Source organism: Paenibacillus sp. FSL F4-0243 (genome assembly GCF_037963295.1).
Lineage (GTDB): Bacteria > Bacillota > Bacilli > Paenibacillales > Paenibacillaceae > Paenibacillus_AQ.
In genome coordinates this window covers 5,888,293-5,913,838 of the sequence record NZ_CP150151.1, presented here as the reverse complement: position 1 = coordinate 5,913,838, position 25,546 = coordinate 5,888,293, and the positions used below count along the sequence as shown (strand labels likewise).

The window sequence follows — 25,546 nt, the reverse complement described above, 5'->3', positions numbered from 1 at the left end:
TGAGACGTTGTAAACTTTGAGGGGATTTATTTATGTTATACCTTAAAATTTCAATTGGCTTCCGCAGGACTCGCGCACAACAAGTACGGGCTCCACAACAAATGAACCGCCACCTGACTGATTGTTAATCAAGTCATAGAGCATATGGGCAGCGAGGATACCAAGGCGTTGTTTGTTCTGACGGATGGTAGACAGTCTTGGTGTAGTATATTTACAGGCTTCGATGTCATCACAGCCGATGATGGCGATATCCTCAGGGACCCGGAGGTCATGTTCTTTTAATGCACGGATGGCTCCTAAAGCCAGCAAATCAGAGGCAGCAAAAATGGCCTTTGGTAAACTGCCGCTTTGAATTAATTGTTGCATAGCCGTATACCCGCTGGACTCAAAGAAATCGTCGCCATGTACAAACCAACGCCGGTTCAAAGGGAGACCGAAACTTTCGATAGCTTTGGTATATCCTGCTTCCCGTAGATTGGATATTTCTGAATCCGCGGCACTTCCTATAAAACCAAGCTCCCTATAACCAAGAAGGTAAAAATGCTCTACGACCTTAGAGGATATTTGGAAGTTATCTGACATAACAAAGCCTGACTTCTTCCCTTTTAGTTCGAGATCTACCCCGATACAAGGGATACTGCTCATGTCCAGATCGTGGATCGTTGGCTCCATCTTCTGTCCAGATATAATGACACAGCCATCCACATTAAAATGAACAGCGCGCGCGAAGTAATCTCCGCTGCTAATAAATTTTTCGTTCGAAAAGAAGATGAGATCGTATCCCAGTACACCCATTTGTTTCTTGAAGGAGTTTAATACCTCAACGAAAAAAGGGTGCGTAAATTCTACATTAAGCTCACCCGCAAAAATCACACCGATCAGATTCGATTTTTTGGTTGCAAGTGTCTTGGCGGAGTTGGATGGTGAATATCCAGTTTGCTCGATGATCTCCAGGACTCTTTTCTTGGTCTTTTCCGAAACATCGCTGTAATTATTCATAATTTTCGAAACGGTCGAGACAGAAACGCCTGCCATTTCGGCAATCATTTTGATATTCATATGTAGTATAAGCCACCCTCCGCTTAATAGTTGGAATATGGGGGAAAGACTGTAGTAGAGCGGTTATTTATGAGTTTTTTTGAATGGAGTGAAGAGTAAAACAGTTGTTTTAAGTCTATTCTTATTGCCGAAACAAGTCAAACGGATATTTTAATACTGAGATATATTCCGAAAAAAATAATGTAAAAAAATTCAAAATTATATCTTTACAAATATGAAAATCTAAGCAACAATAACATTGTCGAAACCGATTTCGATTCTTCGCTTGAATTACGAATATTACGAAATTCGAGGAGTGATGTTTAGGATGAAGAGGAATTTCACGGCAGCAATAGCTGCTATGCTCCTTGTCACCGGGCTGCTATCACCGGTTGGGAGCATGAATGCTTCAGCGGCAGAGCCATTAAAGGGAAACTCACCTGATTCAGCGGCAACGAAAGTGGAAAATGAAACAATCGATGTATTGAAAGCGTTTACGGATGTATCTCCAAGCCATTGGGCTGCAGGTCCATTACAGCGTTGGAGCGCAAATGGGATTATAAGTGGATATGACGATGGGTCGTTTCGACCTGGTAAGGAAGTCACAAAGGCAGAGTTCGCAGCTATTATGAATCGTATATTTAATTATCAGGAGCAATCGGATAAGCTTCCAGCGGATGTGCTGGCTACAGACTGGTATAAGAGTGATATTGCCAAAGGGATTACAGCTGGATATTTAAGCAGTGATAAGAATAACAATATTTATCCTTCACATGCGCTTTCGCGTGCTGAGGCGGCACTATCCTTGGAGAAAGTGTTTCGTTTCAATACGGACAAAAGTAGCACATCAGCATTCACTGATTTGAACGGAGTCAGTGATGAAACTGCGAAAGCGATAGCAGCCCTATCGAGTGCTGGCTTTATTAAAGGTTATCCTGGAGGTTTGTTTAAGCCTGAGGGCGGAATTACACGTGCAGAGCTTGCTCAGCTTGCTGATCGAATGGTTTCGGGACTCATCTTAAAATCTGGAGAGACTTCGCTTGGAACAGTAAAGGGCAATGTAATCATTAATCATGCCGATGTGGTTCTTAAAGATACTGTCATCCAAGGCAATCTTTATTTAACGGAGGGGATTGCCGAAGGGAATGCGAAGCTTGAAGGTGTAAAGGTAACAGGGACTACGTTTGTACGAGGTGGCGGTGAGCAGAGTATTGGCTTACACAATACTTCTCTTGGGCCGCTTCAAGTAGCCAAACCTAACGGGAAGGTTCGAATTTATGCCAGCGGTTCAACAGCTGTGGGTACTGTGCAGCTGCAATCCGGAGCTATCTTGGAAGAGAGTAGCGATCTTACGGGAGCAGGCTTTGGGGATGTTGAGATGAACGTCGTTCCTCATATTATCTCACTTCGTGGGATATTTGCAGCGGTTCGCTCGGCAGACTCAGCAGTCAGCGGTTCTTTGCTAAGAATCTCAGGAACTGTTGCCAGTCTTACGGTGGGCAGCTCAACGCAATTGACTCTGGAGAACAATGCACAGGTGGTCGCGTTAATCCTGACTGCGAGCGCTGGAGGCACAGCGATTCAAGGTAGCGGTAGCGTGACCTCAATAGATAACAAGGCCGATGGAGTAACGATTGGTGGCTCGTCATTAAAGAAAGGAAACACTAGTAAAACGACACTGCCAGTAGCAACTTCAGCCTCAAGCATTTCTGGTAATGTTGGTCCAACACCAACCAATGATCCGTGGACGCTGGTTTGGGGAGATGAATTCAATGAAGGAAGCATTGATCCTACGAAATGGACCTATGACCTTGGAGATGGTTCGCAATTTAACAATCCAGGTTGGGGCAACAACGAGAAGCAATGGTATACAAGTGATGAGAAGAACGCAAAGGTACAGGATGGTAATCTAGTGATTACCGCGCGTAAAGAAGCAGTAAGTGGCAAGGAGTACACTTCTTCGCGACTTAAAACGAAAGGTCTGTTTAGCAAGAAATATGGGAAATTCGAGATTCGGGCTAAAGCGCCTACCGGAAAAGGGTACTGGCCAGCGATCTGGATGCTGCCGGAGAACTACGAGTACGGAAATTGGGCTTCCTCTGGTGAGCTTGATATTATGGAGGGCTGGGGCAGCCGTCCTAATACGGTAGCGGGTACCATTCATTACGGCGGCGAATGGCCTAACAATGTATACTCTGGCAAAGAGTACGTGTTCCCGGAAGGCTCCACGATAGAACAATTCCATACGTACTCCATTGAGTGGGAACCGGGAGAAATTCGCTGGTATGTAGATGGTGAGCTGTTCTTGACCAAAAATGACTGGTACAGCATCAGCAATGGCCAGCCTGCGAATAATGCTTATCCAGCACCGTTCAATCAGGAGTTCCACCTGCTGTTAAATCTGGCTGTCGGCGGCAACTTCGATGGTGATCCAACACCAGAAACCGTGTTTCCAAAATCGATGCAGGTTGATTATGTCAGAGTCTATGAACTGACAGGCCGAGAGTATCGTGAGCCGGTACCAGTTACGCTGAATAAGGAGCCTTACTTGGAAGGCTCAAAGCTAGCACTTCCTGACGGAAACCTTGTCTATAACAACAACTTCACGGAGCAGGTTCCGGGAGATGATGGAATGGGCATACCGAATACTTCACACTGGGTTTTGTTTAAAGAACCAGGAGCTGATGCTACAGTTTCCACTGTACCGATTGGAGGACACAACTTCCTAAAGGTAAATATCAGTAATGCTGGGGGCAATGCCTATTCCGTTCAACCTCAAGCGATTGTATCCGTTGCTAAAGGTAGATTCTATAAGCTCAGCTTCGATGCCAAAACAGATGTGTCACGTAATATTAGTGTTAAATTAACGGGGGGAGAATCACGTGGCTTTGCGGCTTATTCTCCAGCGCTTAAGGCAGAGCTGACTTCCGAGATGTCCCATTACGAAACGATGTTTCAAATGAAGGACAACTCTGACATTGCAGCACGGATAGAGTTCAATATGGGAACTAACGCTTCACCAGTTTGGTTAGGTAATGTCCGTCTGGAAGAGGTAGATAGTATTCCTTTTGATCATGATGGAATAAAAACACCGCTCGGTAGCGGTAATCATCTGTACAATGGCACTTTCGATCTTGGTGAGCCCAATCGGATGAGCTATTGGCACGTAGAAACAGCCAATGGTACAACGTCCACTGCCAATGTAGATGATACAGGAAAGCTGAATCTGCAGATTGGCGGCAGCGAAAGTGGCGAAGTTCGATTGCTTCAGAAGGGAATTCAGCTCATACAGGGCCAAGATTATGAGCTTACCTTTAATGCTGCAGTATCCTCTGCACGTACTGCCACAGTTCAGCTTCTTGGAAAAGACGGCAGCGTACATGCGCAGCAGTCAGTTAATTTAGCCCAAGGTGAACAACAAATAAAAGCAGTCTTCACCAACCTTGCAGGTACAACGGATCATGAGGGACAATTTGTGTTACTTCTGAACGGTGCTACCGGTACAGTCATCTTGGATAACTTCAAGTTGCTGCGCACGAGCTTTTATTATGATCCATCACTTGTCTACTACCCGCTTGTGAATGGTGAATTCAACACTGAATTTCATGCCTGGGATCGGCTGTTGACGGAGCAGGGCGGACAGAGCACTGCTACTGCTACAGATGGAACAGCGAAGTTTAACATTACGAATACGGGTAGCCAGCCATATTCCGTGATGTTGTTTCAAAATAACTTGAAAGCTGCAAGCGGAATAGATTATGTGCTAGAGTTTGATGCCAGTTCAACCATTGCCCGAAAAATCGGTGTGAATGTTGAAAATGCGTCTTATCAGGCTTCGTTTACAAAAATTGTAGAGCTCACACCAGCAACGAATCATTACACATTCGAATTCCGTCAAGGCAGTAAGGACACATTGTCCCTTAAATTCCTGCTTGGAAAGGTTGAGGGAATTAGTATTCCTCAAAGCCATGATATTATCATCGATAATGTGAAATTTGAAATCAAAAATGCACCGGCCAAACCGCAGGAATTACTAAGCGATAGCAGCAATAACAGAGTTTCGCAGCCGATTGAACTAACCTTCATAGACCATGAGGATTGGAGAAAGAAAATCATTGCAGTGAAGGTTAATGGTATAACACTTGAAACCGAACAGTACACCATTGAGCCTGGGAAAATCACAATCGATGCAGCAGTATTTCCATCCGAGGGCAGCTATACAATCACTGTAGAAGCTGACCATTACGCAAATGCATCTGTGCTTCAGACGATACTTGCTAACGATAACAATCTAGTCATAAATGGCTCGTTCGGCAGTGGTAAGACGGGTTGGTCTACATGGTCTGGAGAAGGTGGTGTTTCTGCGTTTGAGGTAAAGGATGGCGTGGCAGAAATCTTGATTACGTCGGCAGGATGGGAGGCGTGGCATACACAATTCTACCAAGAGGGTATCCCACTGGAAGGCGGAAAAACGTATGAGGTGAGCTTTAAGGCGAAATCAACGGTTCCGCGGCAGATCATCCTAGAATACTCCAATACTTCTGCAGCTTCCGCTCAAGCTAAGTTTGATATTACTGCCGATTGGGCAACGTATGGCGCACAATTTACGGTGTCCAACAGCAATCCGCTGAAGCTGAATTATCTGATCGGCAAATCGCTGGGCACTGATCCTACGGCTAACAGTACGCCACATACGATTTCTTTTGACGATATTGTGGTCCGGGAGGTACAAGGTGGTCCGCCAGTGAACCCACCAAGCGGTACGCTGGATAATGGAACCTTTGATGTGGATTCTAAAGGGTGGAGCCAGTATTTTGATGGAACTGGATCTGCTGCTGTAAAAGATGGGGAATTTGCGATAGATCTGACGGGCACAGGGCAAGCTGCTTACAGCGCACAAGTGGATTATGAAAACCTGAAGCTTATTCAGGGAAAGACGTATACCTTGAAGTTTAAGGCCCGTTCTACGGTAAACCGTAATATTCAGGTAGCTGTGGAGCATAAAGGCGGGGATTACAACAAATATATGGAAGCTGAGCTTATAGCTTTGACCCAAAGTATGAAAGAATTAAGCTACACATTTACCATGAACGGCGCGACAGACGCAGGGGCTCATTTGGTATTTTTACTAGGGCTTATTGATGGAAACAGTACGGAGACGAATAATGAAATTAGTGCGGGCAGCACGATCTATTTGGATGATGTAAGCTTAATCGAAGGTTAAACGAAAAAAACGGCAGTGTTTTCCTTTTTACAGGAGCACTGTCGTTTTTTGTTTTGGAATTAAGATTCTTCTTTAGGGATAAATTCGAAGATCTTACCATTCTCAAAGGATTCTATTAATTTTAGCAACCAGCGGTAGTAATTAATGGATTCGGTAATCTTCTCTTCATCTGTATTTAAGAGCTGCATAAGTTTACTATCGTCACTATACTCTTTTTTCATATCGTTAATTTCTGCAAGTGATTTCGCTAGTGAAATCATATTTCCTTCGACGGCTTTTCTCCATTTAATAGAGAAGTAATCACTGAAGTTCTGATGCCAGTCAGGCACAGTGGTAAACAGGTCTTTGCGAGTCCCTCTCCCCCAAACTTTATCGATCATTTTCAGATCTAGGAGGGTACGGACTCCCGTACTCATGGACGTTTTGCTCATTCCCATTGTTTTGCTAAGCTCGTCCAGTGTCACTGGACCTTGATTGAAATACATATAACCGTATAAATGCCCAATGGATAAAGTGATGCCGTATAGGTCCATATTTTTACCGATAGAGTCTATCACGCGTTCACGGGCCTTACTAATCTTCTCTATTTGTTCGGGTGTTAACCCTTCTAAATCGTTCATGATGTCCCTCCTGAGGAATAGGTCGATAGACTGCTGCAACCTTATACAATGTATTGTAATCAAATCCCCCTCCATAAGTAAAGAAATCATGAAGAAAGGAATTTGGTGTAAAACAGAGTATTCTATACATAAAGTACGTAAAGTTAAAACTGTACACTAAATTTTATCCGTATATGGTGTTTGCATGAATTTTCAATAGTCCGGTACACTACTATAAGTGAACTAAACCCGGATATATTTTCGGGAGAAGGAGGACGGCATGGCTATTATAGAGGTGAAAAAGCTAACCAAAGTATTCGGTCATGATGCGGGAAAGGCGATTCCATTATTAGAGCAAGGGTGGTCGAAGGAAAAGATCGCTCAGGAATTAAAGTTGACGGTCGGAGTCAACAAAGCCGAATTCAGCATTGAAGAAGGAGAAATATTCGTAATTATGGGATTGTCCGGCAGCGGTAAGTCAACGTTGGTTCGTTTATTGAACCGTTTGATTGAGCCTACAGGGGGACAAGTCCTTTTTAAAGGAAAAGACGTTGTTAAAATGAACCCGGAGGAGCTTCGGCAATTTCGGCGCAAGAACATCGGAATGGTGTTTCAGAAGTTCGCATTGTTTCCACACCGAACGGTATTGGAGAATGCGGAATACGGACTTGAGGTTCAGGGCGTAGATAAAAAGAAGAGAACTGAACGGGCCATGGAGGCATTGCATCTAGTGGGTCTAAAGGGATGGGAGAATCATCGCCCGGATCAACTCAGCGGAGGGATGCAGCAGCGTGTAGGACTAGCAAGAGGACTTGCTAATGACCCTGATATCCTGCTCATGGACGAAGCCTTTAGTGCACTGGATCCGCTGATCCGTAAAGACATGCAGCAGGAGCTGCTGGAATTGCAGTCCAGAGTGAAGAAGACGATTGTGTTCATCACTCATGATCTAGACGAAGCCCTGCGGATTGGTGATCGGATTGCGCTGATGAAAGATGGTGTTATCGTGCAGATTGGTACACCGGAAGAGATTCTCATTCAACCTGCCAATAAATATGTAGAGCGGTTCGTGGAGGATGTGGACTTGTCCAAGGTGCTAACAGCAGCTCATGTGATGCGGCAACCGGAAACGGTTAGACCTGAGCGTGGACCTCGGGTAGCACTTCAATTAATGCGTGATAGCGGCATATTCAGCTTGTATGTGGTAGACAAAGAAAACAAGCTCTTGGGTGTTATTACAGCTGAGGACGCAGCACAGGCACTAAAGGATAATAAATCCATCCTAGAGGTTACACGGCGGGAGATCCCTCGTGTATATCCAGAAACACTGCTCAATGATTTCTTTGAACTAATATCTGAGACACATTTGCCTGTAGCCGTCGTAGATGAAGCGGATAAATTAAAAGGCATTGTGATTAAGGGAGCCGTTCTTTCCGCACTCGCGGGTAACGCGGTACCGGAAGGAGAAGGATCTTAATGGACATTCCAAAACTGCCTTTAGGAAAGGCCCTCGAGTGGTTGGAAAACTGGCTAACTACGTATTGTGGCCCCTTGTTTGACTTTATCGCTACAATAATCGGTGGAATGGTTTCTGCAATTGAAGGTGCGCTGACCTTCCTGCCTGCATTAGTGCTTATCGTACTTATTACAGCCTTGTCTTATTGGATTGGGAAATGGCGCATGGCTTTATTTGCGGTAATCGGACTGCTCTTAATCGATAATCTCGGATTATGGGGACCTTCGATGCAATCTTTAGCCCTTGTTCTAACCGCCTCGATATTGGCTGTAGTAATCGGCGTACCGATTGGTATTTTGTGTGCGCAGAGAATTGCGGTTAGAAATACAGTTACGCCTATTTTGGACTTTATGCAGACGATGCCGGCATTTGTGTATTTATTGCCAGCGGTATCTTTTTTCTCACTTGGGGTTGTTCCAGGTGTAATTGCATCGATCATCTTTGCGATTCCACCGACAATTCGTTTGACCAATCTCGGTATTCGTCAAGTTTCAGAGGAGTTAGTTGAAGCAGCCGATGCTTTCGGTTCAACACCAACTCAGAAGCTGGTTAAATTGCAGCTGCCGATCGCACTGCCAACGATTATGGCAGGCGTCAATCAGACGATTATGTTATCACTCTCGATGGTTGTCATCTCATCTATGATTGGTGCGCAAGGTGTAGGTGCCTATGTATACCGCGCGGTATCGCAGGCTAAGACAGGAGATGGATTCGAGGCGGGGATTGCTATCGTTATTATAGCTATTCTACTCGACCGTTTAACGCAGAACGCACTAAAACCAAAACAGAGATAGGGGTTTTAAATAGATATGAAGAAAAAAAATATATGTATATTCCTGTTAGTGATTATGATGATTACTGTTATTGCCGGATGTTCATCCACTAGTAAAGAAAAAGTGAAATTGGCATATGTGGCATGGGATTCCGAAATTGCGAGTACTTATGTTGTTAAAGAAGTACTTGAAACTAAGCTTGGAGCTACCGTTGAAATGCTACAGGTAGATGCAGGCCCAATGTGGGCAGGGGTTGCTGATGGTAGTGCGGATGCTATGGTCGCAGCTTGGCTACCAAGCACGCATGCAGCTTATTTAGAGAAGTATGGTTCGAAAATCGAAGATTTAGGTGCTAATTTGAACGGAACTAAAGTTGGTTTAGCGGTTCCAGCGTACATGGATATTAATTCTATTGAAGACTTGAAGAACAGTGACCTGGCAGGTAAATTGAGCAATCGAATTATCGGAATTGAGCCTGGTGCTGGTATTATGACGACGACTGAAAAGGCTATTGCGGAATATGGTCTTAGTGAATATACGCTTCTAGAAAGTTCATCGGCAGCGATGGCTCAGGAGCTGCAAAAAGCCTATGACAACAACGAGCCTATCGTTGTAACGGGTTGGACACCACACTGGATGTTCGCCAATATGGACCTGAAATATCTGGAAGATCCAAAAGGTGTATATGGTGCGGATGAGCAAATCCATACGATGGTTCGTCAAGGTCTGAAAGAAGACATGCCGAATGTCTATAAGTTCTTGGATCAATTCGAGTGGACAGCAGAAGACATGGCGAAAGTAATGGTTGAGGTTCAAGGTGGGAAGTCACCAGAAGAAGCTGCTAAAACTTGGGTAGAAAACAACCCGGATAAAGTGAATGCGTGGATTCAAGGTGTAGAATTGTAAGTAGATAGAATTCTGTGGTATGATGTGAAGAATCAATGGATTACAAAAGTGTAACTTGTACGCTAACCACTGTTCTTTACAAATGCACTTCATAAGCAAAATCATTCAATAAAACACCCCGGAAGGGGTGTTTTTCTTGGGAATATAAGCAAAGTATTCAAAGGAAAATATATACTTTGCATATATTTTAATGCTCACACTTATGCTTTAGCGAAGTAAATCAGGAGGCAGCTGCTGCAAGGAGTCAAGAGAGGAGACTGCTTCATGACAGAGACCATAAATACCTGGATAGATTGGCTGCTGCAAACGCTTGGCCTTAGTGGACCCTCTATTTTATTTGTGACGATTCCATTGGCGCTGTTGCAGAGTATATTAGGATTTTTTCCGTTCGTAATTTTGATTGTCCTCCATGTGTCTGTATTTAACGTTATTGGAGGTATGATAATTAGTTGGCTGGCTTGTAATCTGGGTGGAATACTGATGTACTTCCTCATTCGACGATACCTTTACAATTGGTTTGATCGAAAATGGAGGTCTAAGCTGAAAAGGTATGACAAATGGCAGCGTTACTTGGACCGATATGGAATTTGGACGCTGGTCCTTCTACGTACGATTCCCATTATTCCGAACAATGTAATCAATTTTATGTCCGCTGTTTCACCGATAAAAGCATCATCTTTTATTTGGGGAACCGTGCTTGGGAATCTGTCTTACATTTGGCTATTCGGTACGATCGGCTCAAGTCTAATTGTCCCTAGGGAAGAATGGAATGGATATATTACTTGGTATGCCGTGTTTATCGCTATTCTAATCGGTATCTTTATACGGCGGCACTGGGACCATCTACAGGAAGATAAACGGAGTAGAATGCACTAATATTAATTGATCATCAAATAAATGAAGAACGTTTCTTTGGCATTATCCGCCGGAGGGAACGTTCTTCTTTTTTGTCTTCTTTCCGAATACCTTAAACTAAGTGGAGGTGGCTTGACCTCTACGTAAGGTGGGAGGGACTATCGCAATGGGGAGATTAAGAAAATGGGGGAACCGAGGGCTAAGATTACCTGATCTAGGTCAGCTTCGGCTGCCAAAAATAAATGGGGGCGGGACGCCGAGGTTCTCTGGAAGAAGCTCCGCGTTCAAGTCAAAACCTAGTAGGGCAGCGGCAAGACCACAGAGTGCACGCTTTGAAGCTAAGCGAAGTAGAAGTCATATGAGATCATCCAGTAGGGCAGAGAGAAAGATGACCGTTTCCGGTGGAAACACGCGTAAGCCAAGAAGCCGGCGCAAATTTTGGTTGATTGCATCCTTGGTATTGATTGTGCTTGTACTACAAGCACTGCGATACGTGGAGCTGCACATGAAGCCACCTATCTTGCATTTAGCGCAAATTCGTGTGAAGCAGATCGCAACAGAGTCGATAAATAAAGCGATCACTTCACAAGTTGCGAACGGAGGAAATGCGGAGGAACTAATTGATTGGAAGACCGATAAGAACGGGAAAATATCAGGCTTTATGTTGAACTATGCGGAGCATATGCGTATTACTTCGCAAGCAGCAGAGGTAATCCAGACCACGTTGCAGGATTTGCATAATCAGACAGAATATATTCCGCTCGGTCAGGCACTAGGTAGTCCTCTCATCGCCTCTTATGGACCTGATATCCCGATCAAGATTGAACCGCAAGGTGCTGTTAAGGTTGAACTCAGCACTCGCCAGCAAAATGCCGGAATCAATATGATTTTAGTTGAGGTCTATATCCATATTGTTACGGAGGTAGCGGTGGTTATTCCTTTTGACATGGAACCCCAAGTAGTGGATACGGAAATTCCTGTGTCATATTTGATGGTCGTCGGAGACGTGCCTATGTATTACTACGATAATCAGGGTCAGCCTGTCGGAGCTAATGGTAGCAGTGCCCCGGGAATTGCTATTCCTGCACCATCTGTAAGTGGAGATAAAAATGGAGTATCAGATCAGAGCAAGGATACCCCTGGGAATAGCCAAGAGGATAGCAATTCATCACCAGCTGCACCCAATTCTTCGAATACAGGCGCAGCTCATACAGAAGAAGGCGGCAAAGGTGTAAATGGAGGGAATTAAGGGATATCGTGCTTAACCGCTCATAGACTATAGGTAGAGTTGCTTTAAATAAATGGAGCGTGAGTCCAAATGTCACATGAATCGCTGAATATGGAACGCTTGGCAGGGAGATATGGTTTCCTTGAACGTGCCGGACTTTTACCCTTGCCAAGTGAAGATGGGATTTCTATTGTAGTTGAGCTTAGCCGTATGGAATGTGCCAGGGTCTGTTTACCCCTGCTGCTGCGCCACTCAGGAGTGGCTGTGCGCATTATTGCTGTTTCAATGACGCCCGATTTCCCCATGGAGGTATTAGCAAGACAGTTCTCGCCAGAGGAACCAGTGCTCTTCCTACCCTATGAGAAGGAGGAGTATATGCCGAACCTAGCTCTGGCCCATATCGAGACCACCTTTGCTGTTCTGCTTGAAGATTCGATTATGGTATCGCCTGGCTGGTTAAGCGAGTTAATGTGGGCTTCCTTTGATGATGCTTCCGTTAGAGTCATTGCTCCGCGTTCTTCTACCGAGAGAGGGGAAGGGAAGAAACGGCTTCACTTTGGTACTCATCATGAATTAGCTGAGCATGTAAGCTACAGTCTTGGGCGGTATCAAGGCGAATGGCGCGAGGTGGAAGTGCTAACCGGATCTTGTCTTCTATTCACTAAGGAATTGATTCAGCGAATTGGCGGCTTTGACACCTCGCTTCAAGCGCGGCATCTCATGATAGCTGACTGGTGTCTCCGAGCGCGGCAGATTGGAGCGAAACTGGCACTGAGTGAAGCTGTGTATGTTCATGCTATTCAGTCACTGGATAGATACCTGAGAACGAAGGACGAATCCAAACAGACGAATGGCTGGCAGACATACTACAAGAAATGGGCACTTGAAAGCGGGATAGAGAACGAAGGACTTTTAGTACCGCCTACTGAATTCTTAAAATTTCCACAGCCGGTTATACCATTGGGCAGGATACCCTTAGCTTCTCCGTTGGTAACGGCCATAGTGTATTGTGATGAAGCTTGGGATTGTGATGAGCTGAAGGAGCAATGGATAGCTGCACGCGAGCAGCAGAGCTACAAGTATATTCGCTGGATTTGGATCAGAGATACTTTGCTGGACGCTGCTCCTGAGTTTCCGGTTAGCGAACATGATGTAGTAATAACGGTTCATGGTGAGGATGGATGGTTACGGGCGTTAAAGAACGCATCTGCATTATATGAGAGTGATATCATTCTGTATTTGTCCACTTCTATCCAATATGAGAAACATTATATTGAGCGGGTGGTGAAGGCCATAACCCAAGGCTCCGCTGATCTGATCGTAAGTTTATCGACTGAAATGGAGGAAGCGGGGGTTCATTTACTTGCAGGGGGAGATTCAGCGCTCACTCTACCTCTTGAACGTATTGCTTACAAAGGAGGGATCGTGCCTGGGATGATTAGCAATAGGAAGTTTACTTCCCGTCAATTGCTGCTTCACCCTAATGCCTCTCTGGTAATAGGCTATATTGGGGATTTGTCCGATTCCAAGGAGGCACACCCATGAAATATTTAATTCTAAGCGGAGGTTCTTGGGAGGACTACGAATATAAAAGATTGCTAGAGCTTCTTCCCAACCGGGAAGGGGTCTGCTTTGCTGGACGAATGACCAGTGAGCAGCAGACTAACAATCAGATTAGGGCAGTTGCGGCTGCAGATATTTATTCTTTGAACATGAAGCAATACACGATTCTTGTCTCTTCTCCTTACTGGCTCACAGAGGTTCTCTCCTTGCAGGCAGCTTATGTAGTGGCTCTGCTAGAACGTTGCCCGGAAGATGAAAAGAAGTGGTTATGGGATAAATACAGCGGTTTGCTTGGCGCAAAGGCTGATCTTGTAGCCACCCGATCTGAACGGATATATCTAGAGCAGAGCTTACGGAGGGAAGGTGTGCTCTATCTCGGCGGGGATCAGCAGGAATCCTATGGAGCTACCTTTCAGGGAGATCGGCTGTATTTTCTTACGGATTATGAGGTGCTGTGGAGGAAGGCCATAATGAATTTGTGGCAGGATTCAACGATATCACCTGCTGATTGGGTTACTATACAGCTTGAGTTGCGGGCGGACTATTACATTTCCATGTGTGCTAAGCTGCCCAGTCAACCTGTTGTACATTACTTGGCAGCTTCCTATCTGTACTTGTTGGGGGATTCCGTAGCAAACCGCTATCTGGCGCAATCCTTTGAGCTCATGGTGCTGTATGAATATTTAGATTGCCTTCATTCACATTTTCGCTTTTTTTCGGCTATAGAGGGTAAGACTGGGGATTTGGAAACAGCTGTTCAACAATATACGATTACGGCATTTACAGCTGAGGAGAAGCGGGATGCGGAAAGACTGCGGGGCTGGCTTCACTCCGGGCAGTACGAACTTGTCCGGGCAGAGCTGTTTCGCTTGAATGATGATGAAGCTGCGGCAGTACGGATTCTGAGTTCGCTCACTACCTCAGAGGCGAAGCTGTTATTGATTCAGAATTATATTCGGACCTTCCAATGGGAGAAAGCGCTAGAGCTTCAGCAAGATTTGGAGGGGAGTGTTGATGGGACGATAGAAGGCACAATACACTTGCTCCATGGCAGGCGACATGAGGCTATACGCAGCTTCTTGAATGCGGCAGGGCAAGACAATCAGGCGTGGCCGCTTTTATCAGAGATGGCAGATCTAGAAGAGGCGGTAAAACGATTGAAAAGGAGAGTGGAGGGATGAGTAGTCATAGATGGCCTCTCCGCAAAACAGCAGGTAACCGCTTGACCGCTATGATGCAGGTTCGAAACGAAGCTGGAAGGTATCTGGAGCAGGTACTTGAAGAACTGAGTGAGTTCGTGGATGATATTGTAGTTGTTGATGATGGAAGTACAGATCATACGGCACAGTTATGTCGTTCTTTTGCCAAGGTTACGAAGCTTGTGACACTGGAGACCTCCTTGTTTAATCGTGAGTGGGAGCTAAGGCAGATGTTATGGGATTTGGCGGTATCTACGAATCCAGATTGGCTCCTGTCTGTAGACGCTGATGAGTTCTATGAAGAGGCAGCTAAACGGGAGATGAGACGGCTGATTGATCAGGATGTGTATGACTGGGTATCTTTCCGGCTATTTGATTTCTGGGGTGGCACCACCCATTATCGTGAAGATGAACATTGGAATATCCATACGAAGCATACTCGTACACTTGTCCGATATTTGCCGAATTTTCATTATTTCTTCCCGAAAATGGATCATCATGTTCCTAGGCTGCCGCTTTCTTACTCTGTATTGCCGGGTTTTCTTGCCGAACTGCGGGTGAAGCATTATGGATGGGCGGTTCCGCCGGAAGAGCTCCGACTTAAATATTCGCGTTATATGGAGCTTGATCCAGAGGGGCGCTGGGGGAGTCTGGAGCAGTACCAGTCCATTCTAGATGAGCGGCCCCATTTGATCGAATGGAAAGAATAGCTCTGAAATCCGAATCTGCCAGTCGGTTAGGTCTGACTGGCAGATCTGACGAGCAGCCCCCATGGGATTTGAACTGAGGAAATCCCATGGGGATAAGCTTTTGCCGCGAGTATGAGCTTGTAGTATGAGAGACCGACTGCAGCGGTAGTTCCCCCGATTCTGCGCAAAGCCATTTCATCTGATTGAGCGATCTTTGGAGTTTCCCCACAGGAGCAAGCTATTGCCACATATAATAGCCATTCGGCGCAGTCCGTCGAGGCATTATAATGAGGGGTTTGACTGAGATAGATGGAACACCACTGTTTCTTTACGAGGATAGGAGCCTCAAGCAATCCATAGTATAAGGGCTGCGGCAGCTTGCACCACTGGAATAAAGAGCCCTCTGATTGTCGATAAAGCGATAATACACTATCCCAAGCACCGACCTGAAGCAGCAATTGCATAGCGTAGCTCAGATCAGGAAGAGCAGGCTTAATGTCAGAACGACTTGTTAAGATATGATGAATTGTTAGCATCCCCGGTCTGTATGGCGATATGGAGATAAGCCACTTCATGGCTGATTCAGTATCTCCAGCACGGCAAGACAAAGCCCAGAGATAGCCGAGTATAGATGAACGTTCGGAAAGAACAGATGGATTATGAAGCAGCTGCTCAAGCGGTGCTAGGGTGTGTTCCCCCTCTTGCTGCTGAGTACAAGCAAGGAAAGCCTGCACAATGGTTTGAACGGCTAACGGTAGCTGCGAAGCAAAAGAGAGAGTGACCAGCCATTCAAAGTCACGAGCATTGAGCGCCGCGGGCACAAGACAGCCTAAGGTAATTGGTGAGAGAGCGTGGATATGGCAGCGGGTCAATGCGATCATACTTAACCTCTCTCCAGATAGCAGGCTTAGTGGGACAAGCTGTTTCCACGCATCCGTATAATCTGGTTTGAATTGTATAGCAGCCTCGTAGTGTTTCCGCGCGTTTGGATATAGAAATAACTTCTCGCATACTCTGCCCGCTAGTAGTTCTGTTCGATACGTTCCACTTCCCGAAGAAGATGGATATGGATGTGCTGTATCCCGGCTCTTCAGTGCTTGCTGCAAGAAGTGTCTAGCTTGTCTAAGCTGTCCTTGTTCGAGCAACAAAGCAGCATAACCCTCTAATAAATCAGTGAAATCAGGAAACAATAAGCTCCCCGCATGAAAGACTTCCTCAGATTCCTGCTGCCTGTTACATCGTTGTAAGGCATAGGCAGTCTTTAGATAAATATCGGAGGCATACCCGGATTGGGTTGGAACATCAGCAAGTAGTGGAAGAAGTACATCTGCCGCTGCATGATATTGTTCCTGTTGATAATGCTCTACCCCTAGTGCATAACGAAGGATTAGATGGTCCGGTTGAAGCTGCAGACCACTATTGATGAGAGCTAAATTGCGCTGGTATTTATTTTTGTGCTGTAGTTCATCCTCTAAATAACCGTAGTGATAAATACGCAATTCAGCGTAAGCGATCTCCCCCGCAGGAAGCTCCCAAATGCTGCTGGCCGTCTCCTCATGAATGATTCCACGAAAGATGATTCTTTTATCGTTTCTGAACAGGCGGCAGACATGATCGGTAACAAAATCCGCTTCAGGGGCGTCACCGATATAGTGGATAATGGGTAGCCAATATCCGTGAATATGCGCTGCGTCCAGCAGGTGCTGGAGCTGCTCCCTCCTCCAATGATCTACAGCCTCATCGGCATCAAGTACTAGAATCCAAGAGGAAGTTGCATGCATCAGACTTAGGTTTCGTGCTTTCGAGAAATCATTCTCCCAAGTCATATCGATGATCTTTGCACCGAACTTAGTTGCTATGTCTATGCTATTATCCTCAGACCCGGTATCCACAATGATGATTTCTGATACGATTCCTTGCACAGAAGACAGGCATTTCTCCAGGTGGTTCGCCTCATTCTTAATGATCATACAAAGTGTAATATCGGGTGTGGTCATAGGAAACGTCCCTCCTATTCTGAAACTTTGGGAAGCGGAAGAGCTAGGCGTACTCTTTTGACCGCTGGTGAATAGGTAGCAGAAGAGGATAATGAAGCAAGCAGACGATCCGCTAACATAATCTGTGAACGCCCCTGCCCAGATGCTTGATTAAATGCCACTTCTATAGAAATGGGCTGCTCTGTGGCATTTATCAGCTGTGCGGCTGCTTCATTACATCCCTCACTCTGTAATAATTCTAGGAGAATCCTGTTCTTAGTCACTGTGTAGTCTGGCAGATGAGCGTGGAACCAACCGTAAATCTCACTCTCACGACCTGCACATTTCAGGGCTCGTAGTAGCCGGGCAATGACGGGAGTAGGTTCGGGATGAAGCTGTGCGGTTTTGGTGTAACAAGCAATGGCTTCGGTCTCATCACCCATCTCTTCACATAATTGACCCAGCATATAATAGGTTAAATATGAACCGAATCCAGCCTCAGTATGGTAGCCGGGAGGAGCAGCTCCGATGACCAGCGCTTGTAGCAACGATACTTTGGCTTCTGCAAAGGCACCTAATTGTAAGAGTAGAGCCCCTTTGATATGAGCTAAGTCTGGGTAATCCGGATGTGAGCTAATCCCACGGTCACAAGCTGCAAGCGCCCCAGGATAATCTTTTAATTCTGCAAGCGAGCGAATTTCATATTTGTGCAGCAGGTGGATGTAACTTGTATCAGGCGGTGCCTCTTCTAGTGATTGTTGGATATGTTTTAGAGCAGGTTGATACTCCCCCAGACGCATATACTCAACAGCCATATTAAAATGGTGGAAAGGATCTTTAGGATTTAACCTTAGCTGCTCTTTCAGCAGCTCGACATTTCGTTTGATTTTATCTTTCTTGACGACTACCCCTTCTGCGTAACCATAATGATGGATGACTACAGTGGTCAAATGCATCGGTGCCTGGGGTGTAGCTGTTATGATAGCCTCAGCGATCTGTTCATGAATGATACCGCTAAACCGGTACTTAGGGCGATTACGAAACATCCGAATAATCGGATTGACGGTGATCGTCTGTGAAGCGGGGGTTAGCCCTTTATGATTATGAATGCGTAGGAAAAATGCCTCGTACTCCATATGCTCGGCACATAGCAGTAATTCTCCCTTGCTCTCCTCACTTAATTCCTCATCTCCATCTAGAACAAGAATCCATTGTCCATGGGCCTGCTGGAGACCCGCGTTGCGGGCAGCAGCAAAGTCGCCGCTCCAAGGGTGTTGTATGATTTTGGCCCCGAAGCTTAGGGCAATTTGAACCGTGGCGTCGTTGGATCCAGTATCGACTACAATGATCTCATCGACGACTCCGCGTACGCTTTTTAAACATTGGCTCAAGCTATCTCCTTCGTTCTTAACGATCATGCATAAGGAAATTAGTGGCTTTCTTCTTGAGTGGTTCATAGGGATGACCTCCCTTCGCTCTGACGGAAGCTCCACTGAGTGTGCCAAGATGTACGATTTAGCAAGGTAATGGATTTACGGATAGCTCCGATATCCTCCTGCAAGGGGCCATGAGCATGGGCATCCTTTAAACTTTGTAGAGCATCTTCCATACTCAGCTTCGCTTGCTGAAGATAACAGAGGGATAAGCCGATTCTTGCGGATTCATGCTCAGGCTCTTGTTCCAGCGCTTGCTGAAACCATTCACTGGCTTCGGAATAATGCCCTTTGTCAAAGATCATCTCACCAATATAAAAAAGCACGCTTGCATCGGCGATCTTATCACGAACAAGTACAATAAATTCCTCTCCTGCGGCCTGCCAATTCCCTTCTTTATATAATGCTGTGGCAAATTCAGATCGATAAGCAGGGAACAAGTCCACTAAAGTATGACTAAGTGTGAGCTGATGCAGCTTTACGGATTGCCCGATGAGGTCGGAAAGGAATGAGGAATATATGTGATCTACCTCTATTTCTACCGGACATGCCACTCGTTGGCGTTGGGATCGCTCAATGTATTCCAGTCCAGAACGAAGTTCACCTGATGTATGGTTGAGCAAGTCCTTTTTAAATTCTCCATATCGTTCCCATTGGCAAATGGCCCAAAGAGTATACCACTGCTTTTGATGCTCTAAACCAAGGTGATCTTGGGAAGCTAGTAAGGTCATCTGCCCTATAGCTGTACTCGCGTCTTCTAGCTTGCCGGTGATGATGAGTGATGAGATGATTCTATATGCAGTATCCAATTCCAATGGAAAAATATCTCGGGATAAGGTAGTTATGGTCTCATAAGCATTTATCTCATATAAACTGTCAATGATCGCGGATCTACTGATTGAGGTAGTTGGGGGAACGAGTTGGATCAGTAAAGTGGCGATTTCCTCATCGGGTACAGCTAAGCGTTGAAAAGCAGCAGCAATCCCCTGCAAGGCGGGCGTATATAAAGAATGGTGTTGAAGTGCACGATGAAAAAATCTCGCAGCATCCTCAAGAAGACCAAGCCGCTGTGAGATTAAACCCATCCGGTATAGGGGGCGAAAGGTACTCATTCCTTGTTCACATACATATTTTCCGCTAAGCACCTCATGCTCAGGAATGGACTCTGCATGTTGATAAGCTAATAGCGCACGTTCCAAAAGGCCTTGGCTCTCCAAAGATTGCCCTAACAAAAAATGTAAATCAGGATAGTCGCCATAACGTTCCAGTTCAATCATCAGCAAGGGGTCAATCGCATTCATTTTTCCTTGAGCATGATAAATTTTACAGAGATCCCTAATCATCGTGGGACGATAGGAGGCTTCGAGTACTACATGGTGAAGGCCTTGACGAAGCAACGTCTCAGCTTCCAGAAGACGACCGTCCTGACAGAAGTTTACTGCCAAATTATAGGAGTGGAAAGGATCATCCGGATATTCGGTTAAAGCGAGGAGCAGCAGGTGTCTATTTCGATTGATTTTATCTTTTCGTGTCATGATTTCAGGTAAATATCCAAAGTGTATAATCTCAAGTTGACTGTGCTCAATCGCCGAGAGGTTATGTTTGCTAAGGATTGAAGTGTCAATTCCCTCATGAATTCTTCCACTATATTGATAACCCTGTCCACTTCGGAATAAGCGGACTGCACTGTGTTTTACCTTATCTTCAGGTCGTTCGCCAACCCAATTATCAATGTTTACAGTAAAAGCCTGAGCTTGTGTGTTCTGCAGAAGGCTGCGGAGTTCTGTAAGTGGGGTCTGCAAGCATTCATCGGCATCAAGGATAAGAATCCAATTTGTTGAGGCATGAACGAGCCCTTCATTACGAGCTGCCGCGAAATCGTCTGTCCATTCCCGTTGGAAGACTCTAGCCCCGTGCGCTTCGGCAATAGCTATGGATTCGTCGGTAGAGCCTGTATCGATCATCACAATTTCGTCAGCACCAGCTACGCTTGCGAGACAGTGAGGCAGGAGATCAGCTTCATCTTTTACGATGAGGTGGACGCCAAGCGTAATATTATTCACGGTTGTTCCTCCTTGAAAAGCATTATGTGTTTGTTGCACATATGTATAGCTGCTGACACAAGCATAAACGCCTTCGGCGTCCTTATAGTTAAAGAAAAAGCACATGGATATCCATGTACTCTTTCTTGTTACAACATATGATGGTCATCTGGATTACGTGCCCTGAGCATTGAAACTTACATTGATCGTGGATGCAGAGCCTGAATTGGCTGATTGATAGGATAGGCGGGTATATTTCAGGAATCTGGCTGGCACTATGACATCGATAGAGCCTGCTGCTAAAGGATTATCTCCTGTGGTATCGACGAAATAGTTCGTTCCATCAGCACTGATTTCCACACGTGTGTTGACCGGATTTGCCCCTGTATTGTTAATGAAGAAGGAATACGTTCCCAGTACGCTCGTAGTAACGGCTGGTAGAGGTGTATAGGTGTTAGCAGTCGCAATACCTGTAGTGGTCTGTTCTATAAAGCTGCGTTGTGAAATAGAAGTGACACTACTTAGTGTACCAGCTGTGATTGTAGCTCCGAGCACACTAGTGATGGTGCCGTTAAGGATGTTGGTGACTGTACCTGCGGAAGATAGAGTACCAGCTGTGATGGTGGCACCGAGTACGCTGGTAATGGTGCCGTTTAAGATGTTGGTGACTGTACCTGCAGATGACAAAGTACCGGCAGTAATCGTAGCTCCGAGTACGCTGGTGATAGTCCCGTTAAGGATGTTGGTGACTGTACCTGCGGAAGACAGAGTACCAGCCGTGATGGTAGCTCCGAGTACGCTGGTGATGGTGCCGTTAAGGATGTTGGTGACAGTACCTGCAGAAGACAAAGTACCAGCAGTAATCGTAGCTCCGAGCACACTAGTGATAGTCCCGTTAAGGATGTTGGTGACTGTACCTGCGGAAGATAGAGTACCAGCTGTGATGGTGGCTCCGAGTACGTTAGTGATGGTGCCCTCAAGGATGTTAGTAATAGTACCTGCGGAGGACAAAGTACCAGCTGTGATGGTAGCGCCGAGCACGCTAGTAATGGTGCCGTTTAGGATGTTGGTGACTGTACCTGCTGAGGACAAAGTACCAGCTGTGATGGTGGCTCCGAGTACGCTAGTAATGGTGCCGTTTAGGATGTTTGTAACTGTTCCGGCGGATGATAACGTACCTGCTGTTATGGTTGCCCCAAGCACACTAGTGATTGTACCGGCAGTAATGGTAGCACCGAGCACGCTGGTAATGGTGCCCTCAAGGATGTTGGTAATAGTACCTGCGGAGGACAAAGTACCGGCAGTAATCGTAGCGCCGAGCACGCTAGTAATAGTCCCGTTAAGGATGTTGGTAACTGTTCCTGCGGAGGACAAAGTACCCGCAGTAATTGTAGCGCCGAGTACGCTAGTAATAGTCCCGTTAAGGATATTGGTAACTGTACCTGCGGAGGACAAAGTACCGGCAGTAATTGTAGCACCGAGCACGCTAGTAATGGTGCCGTTAAGGATGTTGGTAACTGTACCTGCGGAGGACAAAGTACCCGCGGTGATCGTAGCGCCGAGCACGCTAGTAATAGTCCCGTTAAGGATATTGGTAACTGTACCTGCGGAGGACAAAGTACCGGCAGTAATTGTAGCACCGAGCACGCTAGTAATGGTGCCGTTAAGGATGTTGGTAACTGTACCTGCAGAGGACAAAGTACCCGCGGTGATCGTAGCGCCGAGCACGCTGGAAATGGTGCCGTCAAGGATAATCGTTGTTAGATTTCCGCTTGGATCTGTAGTGAGTGGATGATCAATCAGCGAGGCATCCCGGCCGAATATAAGCGTTCTTAGATTATCAGGATTCGCTTGAAAAGAGCTATAGTTAGGCAAAGTTCCTCGTCCTTTCCTTATAAATGATTGAGTTATACCAAAAGACTGGGCTTGGACGTATACACAATCTTGCTTGCCAATACCTTTTGAATGTAGCGTGGAGGCGGAGACTAACAGGGTGATCTCCCTGATTCTTAATTGTGTAAGAGATCATCGTTTTAGCTCCGCTTTTTTTTTGTTTTAATTTGCTGCGCTTTTTAAGCTCCGGCCGTTATGGATTTCATTCACTTCCTACGGGCTTTCTGGAACTCAATCCATGAAAAGGCCCAAACCGTCGTTTGAGCCCTGAGCCTAAAAATAAACCGCAGTCCAATAAGCTGCAAACCGATAGGGACAATCCTTAGCCATTCGAATGGTTTGATATTAATATATGGTGGGAAATAGGGGGTGATTGGGCAGAAAAAGCAATATACGCACATTCCCACAACCTGTTACTGAGTGTGGCATAAAATAGAATAAGCTTAAGTACGGGGAGGATAACTCATGCCGAACGACTCAGTATTCAATCAGAGTAGCCAGCCACTTTTTACAGAACAAGTCAATACGTATGTTGCACCTGGTATAGATTCAGCTCCTGAGGGGGGAGCAGCTAAGGCAGGGTTATTGTTTGGAATCCCATTTACTTCTACGGTAACGACGGCTGCCCCGTTAGTTATTCAGATTAGTAATCCGGGAGGAAGCGGACGTACCTTATATGTATCCCGTGTTACTGCCAGCTCAGCGACGGCGGCGGTTACTTTATCACTACTTCGGAACGCTACGGTCACCGGAACCACCGTTACACCGATTAATTATAATTTTGGCAGTGCGTTAACCAGTGTTATGACGGCAAGAACCTCTACGGCTGCGCCTACTGGAAGTCCGGCTACTCTAGTATCTCTATTGCTGGCGGTCGGTCCGGTCATTGTTGATTTTACTGGACAAATTGTTGTTCCTCCCGGAAATTCCATCACTACCTCCGTAACGATTGCATCGGGGTCATCAGCGGCGACAACGTCTATCAGCTGGTGGGAATATTAGAAACAGGAGGGGATAAATATGCCTAATCAATTTGTATTTAACGACAACGATCAACCGCTTTATGTGGATATGGTGAACACCTTCCAAGCGCCAGATATTAGCGCGCCGCCTGAAATAAGCGCTTCGCAGGCTGCAGTCTTGTATTCAACTAACACATCTGCGTCTAGTTTGGTCGTACTTAGTCTAATATCCGCAATAGCTTCTATTCGGATTAGTAATGCTTCAGGCAGTGGAAAAACTGTTTATATCTCACGTATAAGCGGCAGTATTGGCGGTTCTTCTCTACTATCCGCAATGTCGGGTAGCTTTACAATTGTAAAAGGAGGGACGCTAACTTCACCAGCAACCTTAACGCCAACGAATAATAATTTGGGCAGCTCGGCGACGAGTGCGATGACCGTTCAGTCTTCCACGGCAGCCATTAGCGGGGGAACGACGCTTTTCAATTATCAATTGGCACCGGGGGCTTTCACACAGAACTTTACGGGCAGCATCATTGTACCGCCTGGGACTGCTATTTGTGCTAACGTAACCTCATCCAGCTCCGCCGTAGGTTTAACGATTACCTCAGCGTTGGGTCTTCTTTGGTGGGAACAATAGCGTTTTTGCTGCGAACCATTCACAGAGCTGAACCTTGACATCACTTGGGTTGAGGTTTTACATAAAAGGGTGGAATGTATAGAAAATAAAGGGGATTGGCATTATACAATAAAGTTGCATGTCAGATTGGAATGTGAAAAGAGGGACAATTATGGAAAGTTGTTTATTTATTCATGGCTTTACCGGAGGTGAGCATGAGATCTCTCCCTTGTCCCAGTTTATGGAGCAGCATAATTACCGTTCCAGAACGTTTACCCTGAAAGGGCATGGGGGGAGCAGGAATGATTTATTGCATTCGGATCGACATGATTGGCAACAGAGTGCTGAAGATGAATTGACAGAGCTGTTAAAGACGGATGAAGGTGTTCATCTGATCGGCTTTTCTACCGGTGCCCTTATTGCTTCACATCTTTCTGTACGGTATAAACCCTGGATCAAATCCCTTACTTTATTGTCCACTCCCGTATTTCCGCTGAATCCTGTGGAGATTCTTAAGACTCTTGGGAGCTTTTCCATGCTAAAAACGTATATTAATAAATTCACTTCAACGCCCCCAAGGGCGACGAGAGAGTTTCAACGATTGGTCCGGGAGAGTTTTTCAATCTATCCGCATATTGAGACTCCAACCTTGATCGTGCAGGGTAAGCGAGATCATCTTGTGAAGACTCGAAGCGCTGACTTCCTGCAGCATACGATTCCTACAGCCCAAAAACAGGTGATAATGGTGGATAACAGTGGTCATATGGTTTGTCATTGTGAAGATAAGGATCGGATTATGAATGAAGTACTGCATTTTATTCAGAGTGTAGGAAGCTAAGCATATAAGGTGAATAATGAACCCCAAAGAGCCCCCAATAAGGAGGCTCTTTTTCTTGGGAATTTTAAATTTTATATCTTGACAACGCATTCACAATCATGGTAATTTTTAGTTGGGAAACCGGTTTCCCTAAAATTATTTGTTTTTTGTGTTAAAGACGTTAAAAACATTAGAGACATCACTGGGCGGGCTT

The 25,546-nt window shown here is 45.6% G+C and carries 18 protein-coding genes; 12 read left to right on the top strand and 6 right to left on the bottom strand.

From position 1 onward, the window contains the following. Positions 1-42 precede the first annotated feature (42 nt). Positions 43-1,059 carry a LacI family DNA-binding transcriptional regulator gene (locus tag NSS87_RS26260; RefSeq protein ID WP_076285281.1) on the bottom strand — a complete coding sequence of 339 codons (1,017 nt, stop codon included), beginning with the start codon at positions 1,057-1,059 and terminating at the stop codon, positions 43-45. Between the two features lie 307 nt (positions 1,060-1,366). On the opposite strand from NSS87_RS26260, the gene NSS87_RS26255 reads away from it, so the two are divergent. After that, complete coding sequence (locus NSS87_RS26255; RefSeq protein ID WP_339243446.1) at positions 1,367-6,262, top strand: carbohydrate binding domain-containing protein; 4,896 nt, start codon at positions 1,367-1,369, stop codon at positions 6,260-6,262. 59 nt (positions 6,263-6,321) lie between these two features. On the opposite strand, the gene NSS87_RS26250 is transcribed toward NSS87_RS26255, so the two are convergent. Continuing rightward, the gene (locus NSS87_RS26250; RefSeq protein WP_042191677.1) at positions 6,322-6,882 is read right to left on the bottom strand and encodes a transcriptional regulator; all 561 of its coding nucleotides are present in this window, start codon (positions 6,880-6,882) and stop codon (positions 6,322-6,324) included. A 259-nt stretch (positions 6,883-7,141) separates the two neighbouring features. On the opposite strand from NSS87_RS26250, the gene NSS87_RS26245 reads away from it, so the two are divergent. The 8 genes from NSS87_RS26245 to NSS87_RS26210 all read left to right on the top strand — a co-directional run bounded on the left by NSS87_RS26245 (position 7,142) and on the right by NSS87_RS26210 (position 15,611). After that, positions 7,142-8,338, top strand: coding sequence for a glycine betaine/L-proline ABC transporter ATP-binding protein (locus NSS87_RS26245; RefSeq protein ID WP_042191675.1), 1,197 nt, complete (start codon positions 7,142-7,144; stop codon positions 8,336-8,338). Next, on the top strand, positions 8,338-9,171 hold the full coding sequence (locus tag NSS87_RS26240; protein WP_339243445.1) for a proline/glycine betaine ABC transporter permease: 834 nt from the start codon (positions 8,338-8,340) through the stop codon (positions 9,169-9,171). Before NSS87_RS26245 ends, NSS87_RS26240 begins: the two co-directional genes overlap by 1 nt. A gap of 15 nt (positions 9,172-9,186) precedes the next feature. Further along, on the top strand, positions 9,187-10,056 hold the full coding sequence (locus NSS87_RS26235; protein ID WP_339243444.1) for a glycine betaine ABC transporter substrate-binding protein: 870 nt from the start codon (positions 9,187-9,189) through the stop codon (positions 10,054-10,056). A 264-nt stretch (positions 10,057-10,320) separates the two neighbouring features. Continuing rightward, complete coding sequence (locus tag NSS87_RS26230; RefSeq protein ID WP_076285278.1) at positions 10,321-10,932, top strand: VTT domain-containing protein; 612 nt, start codon at positions 10,321-10,323, stop codon at positions 10,930-10,932. Between the two features lie 367 nt (positions 10,933-11,299). Next, positions 11,300-12,160 (top strand): sporulation protein YunB, encoded by an 861-nt coding sequence (gene yunB, locus NSS87_RS26225; RefSeq protein ID WP_042191667.1) that lies wholly within the window; start codon positions 11,300-11,302, stop codon positions 12,158-12,160. Between the two features lie 69 nt (positions 12,161-12,229). Further along, positions 12,230-13,684 (top strand): hypothetical protein, encoded by a 1,455-nt coding sequence (locus NSS87_RS26220; protein ID WP_339243443.1) that lies wholly within the window; start codon positions 12,230-12,232, stop codon positions 13,682-13,684. Continuing rightward, positions 13,681-14,883 (top strand): hypothetical protein, encoded by a 1,203-nt coding sequence (locus tag NSS87_RS26215; protein ID WP_339243442.1) that lies wholly within the window; start codon positions 13,681-13,683, stop codon positions 14,881-14,883. Before NSS87_RS26220 ends, NSS87_RS26215 begins: the two co-directional genes overlap by 4 nt. After that, positions 14,880-15,611 carry a glycosyltransferase gene (locus NSS87_RS26210; protein ID WP_339243441.1) on the top strand — a complete coding sequence of 244 codons (732 nt, stop codon included), beginning with the start codon at positions 14,880-14,882 and terminating at the stop codon, positions 15,609-15,611. The genes NSS87_RS26215 and NSS87_RS26210 overlap by 4 nt, the downstream gene beginning before the upstream one ends. A 26-nt stretch (positions 15,612-15,637) precedes the next feature. Here the strand turns inward: NSS87_RS26210 and NSS87_RS26205 are convergent, their stop codons facing one another. The 4 genes from NSS87_RS26205 to NSS87_RS26190 form a co-directional block, all read right to left on the bottom strand. Continuing rightward, complete coding sequence (locus NSS87_RS26205; RefSeq protein ID WP_339243440.1) at positions 15,638-17,587, bottom strand: glycosyltransferase; 1,950 nt, start codon at positions 17,585-17,587, stop codon at positions 15,638-15,640. Positions 17,588-17,601: 14 nt separating this feature from the next. Further along, entirely contained in the window at positions 17,602-19,023 is a 1,422-nt protein-coding gene (locus NSS87_RS26200) for a glycosyltransferase (protein WP_339243439.1), read from the bottom strand. Further along, positions 19,020-21,062 (bottom strand): glycosyltransferase, encoded by a 2,043-nt coding sequence (locus tag NSS87_RS26195; RefSeq protein ID WP_339243438.1) that lies wholly within the window; start codon positions 21,060-21,062, stop codon positions 19,020-19,022. The genes NSS87_RS26200 and NSS87_RS26195 overlap by 4 nt, the downstream gene beginning before the upstream one ends. A gap of 153 nt (positions 21,063-21,215) precedes the next feature. Next, positions 21,216-22,916, bottom strand: a complete 1,701-nt coding sequence (locus NSS87_RS26190; RefSeq protein ID WP_339243437.1) for a DUF6385 domain-containing protein — start codon at positions 22,914-22,916, stop codon at positions 21,216-21,218. A 483-nt stretch (positions 22,917-23,399) separates the two neighbouring features. Between NSS87_RS26190 and NSS87_RS26185 the strand changes: the two genes are divergently transcribed. The 3 genes from NSS87_RS26185 to NSS87_RS26175 all read left to right on the top strand — a co-directional run bounded on the left by NSS87_RS26185 (position 23,400) and on the right by NSS87_RS26175 (position 25,353). Next, positions 23,400-23,936, top strand: coding sequence for a hypothetical protein (locus tag NSS87_RS26185; protein ID WP_339243436.1), 537 nt, complete (start codon positions 23,400-23,402; stop codon positions 23,934-23,936). Positions 23,937-23,954: 18 nt separating this feature from the next. Then, on the top strand, positions 23,955-24,536 hold the full coding sequence (locus NSS87_RS26180) for a hypothetical protein (protein WP_042191651.1): 582 nt from the start codon (positions 23,955-23,957) through the stop codon (positions 24,534-24,536). A gap of 151 nt (positions 24,537-24,687) precedes the next feature. After that, entirely contained in the window at positions 24,688-25,353 is a 666-nt protein-coding gene (locus NSS87_RS26175; RefSeq protein ID WP_042191649.1) for an alpha/beta fold hydrolase, read from the top strand. Positions 25,354-25,546 lie beyond the last annotated feature (193 nt).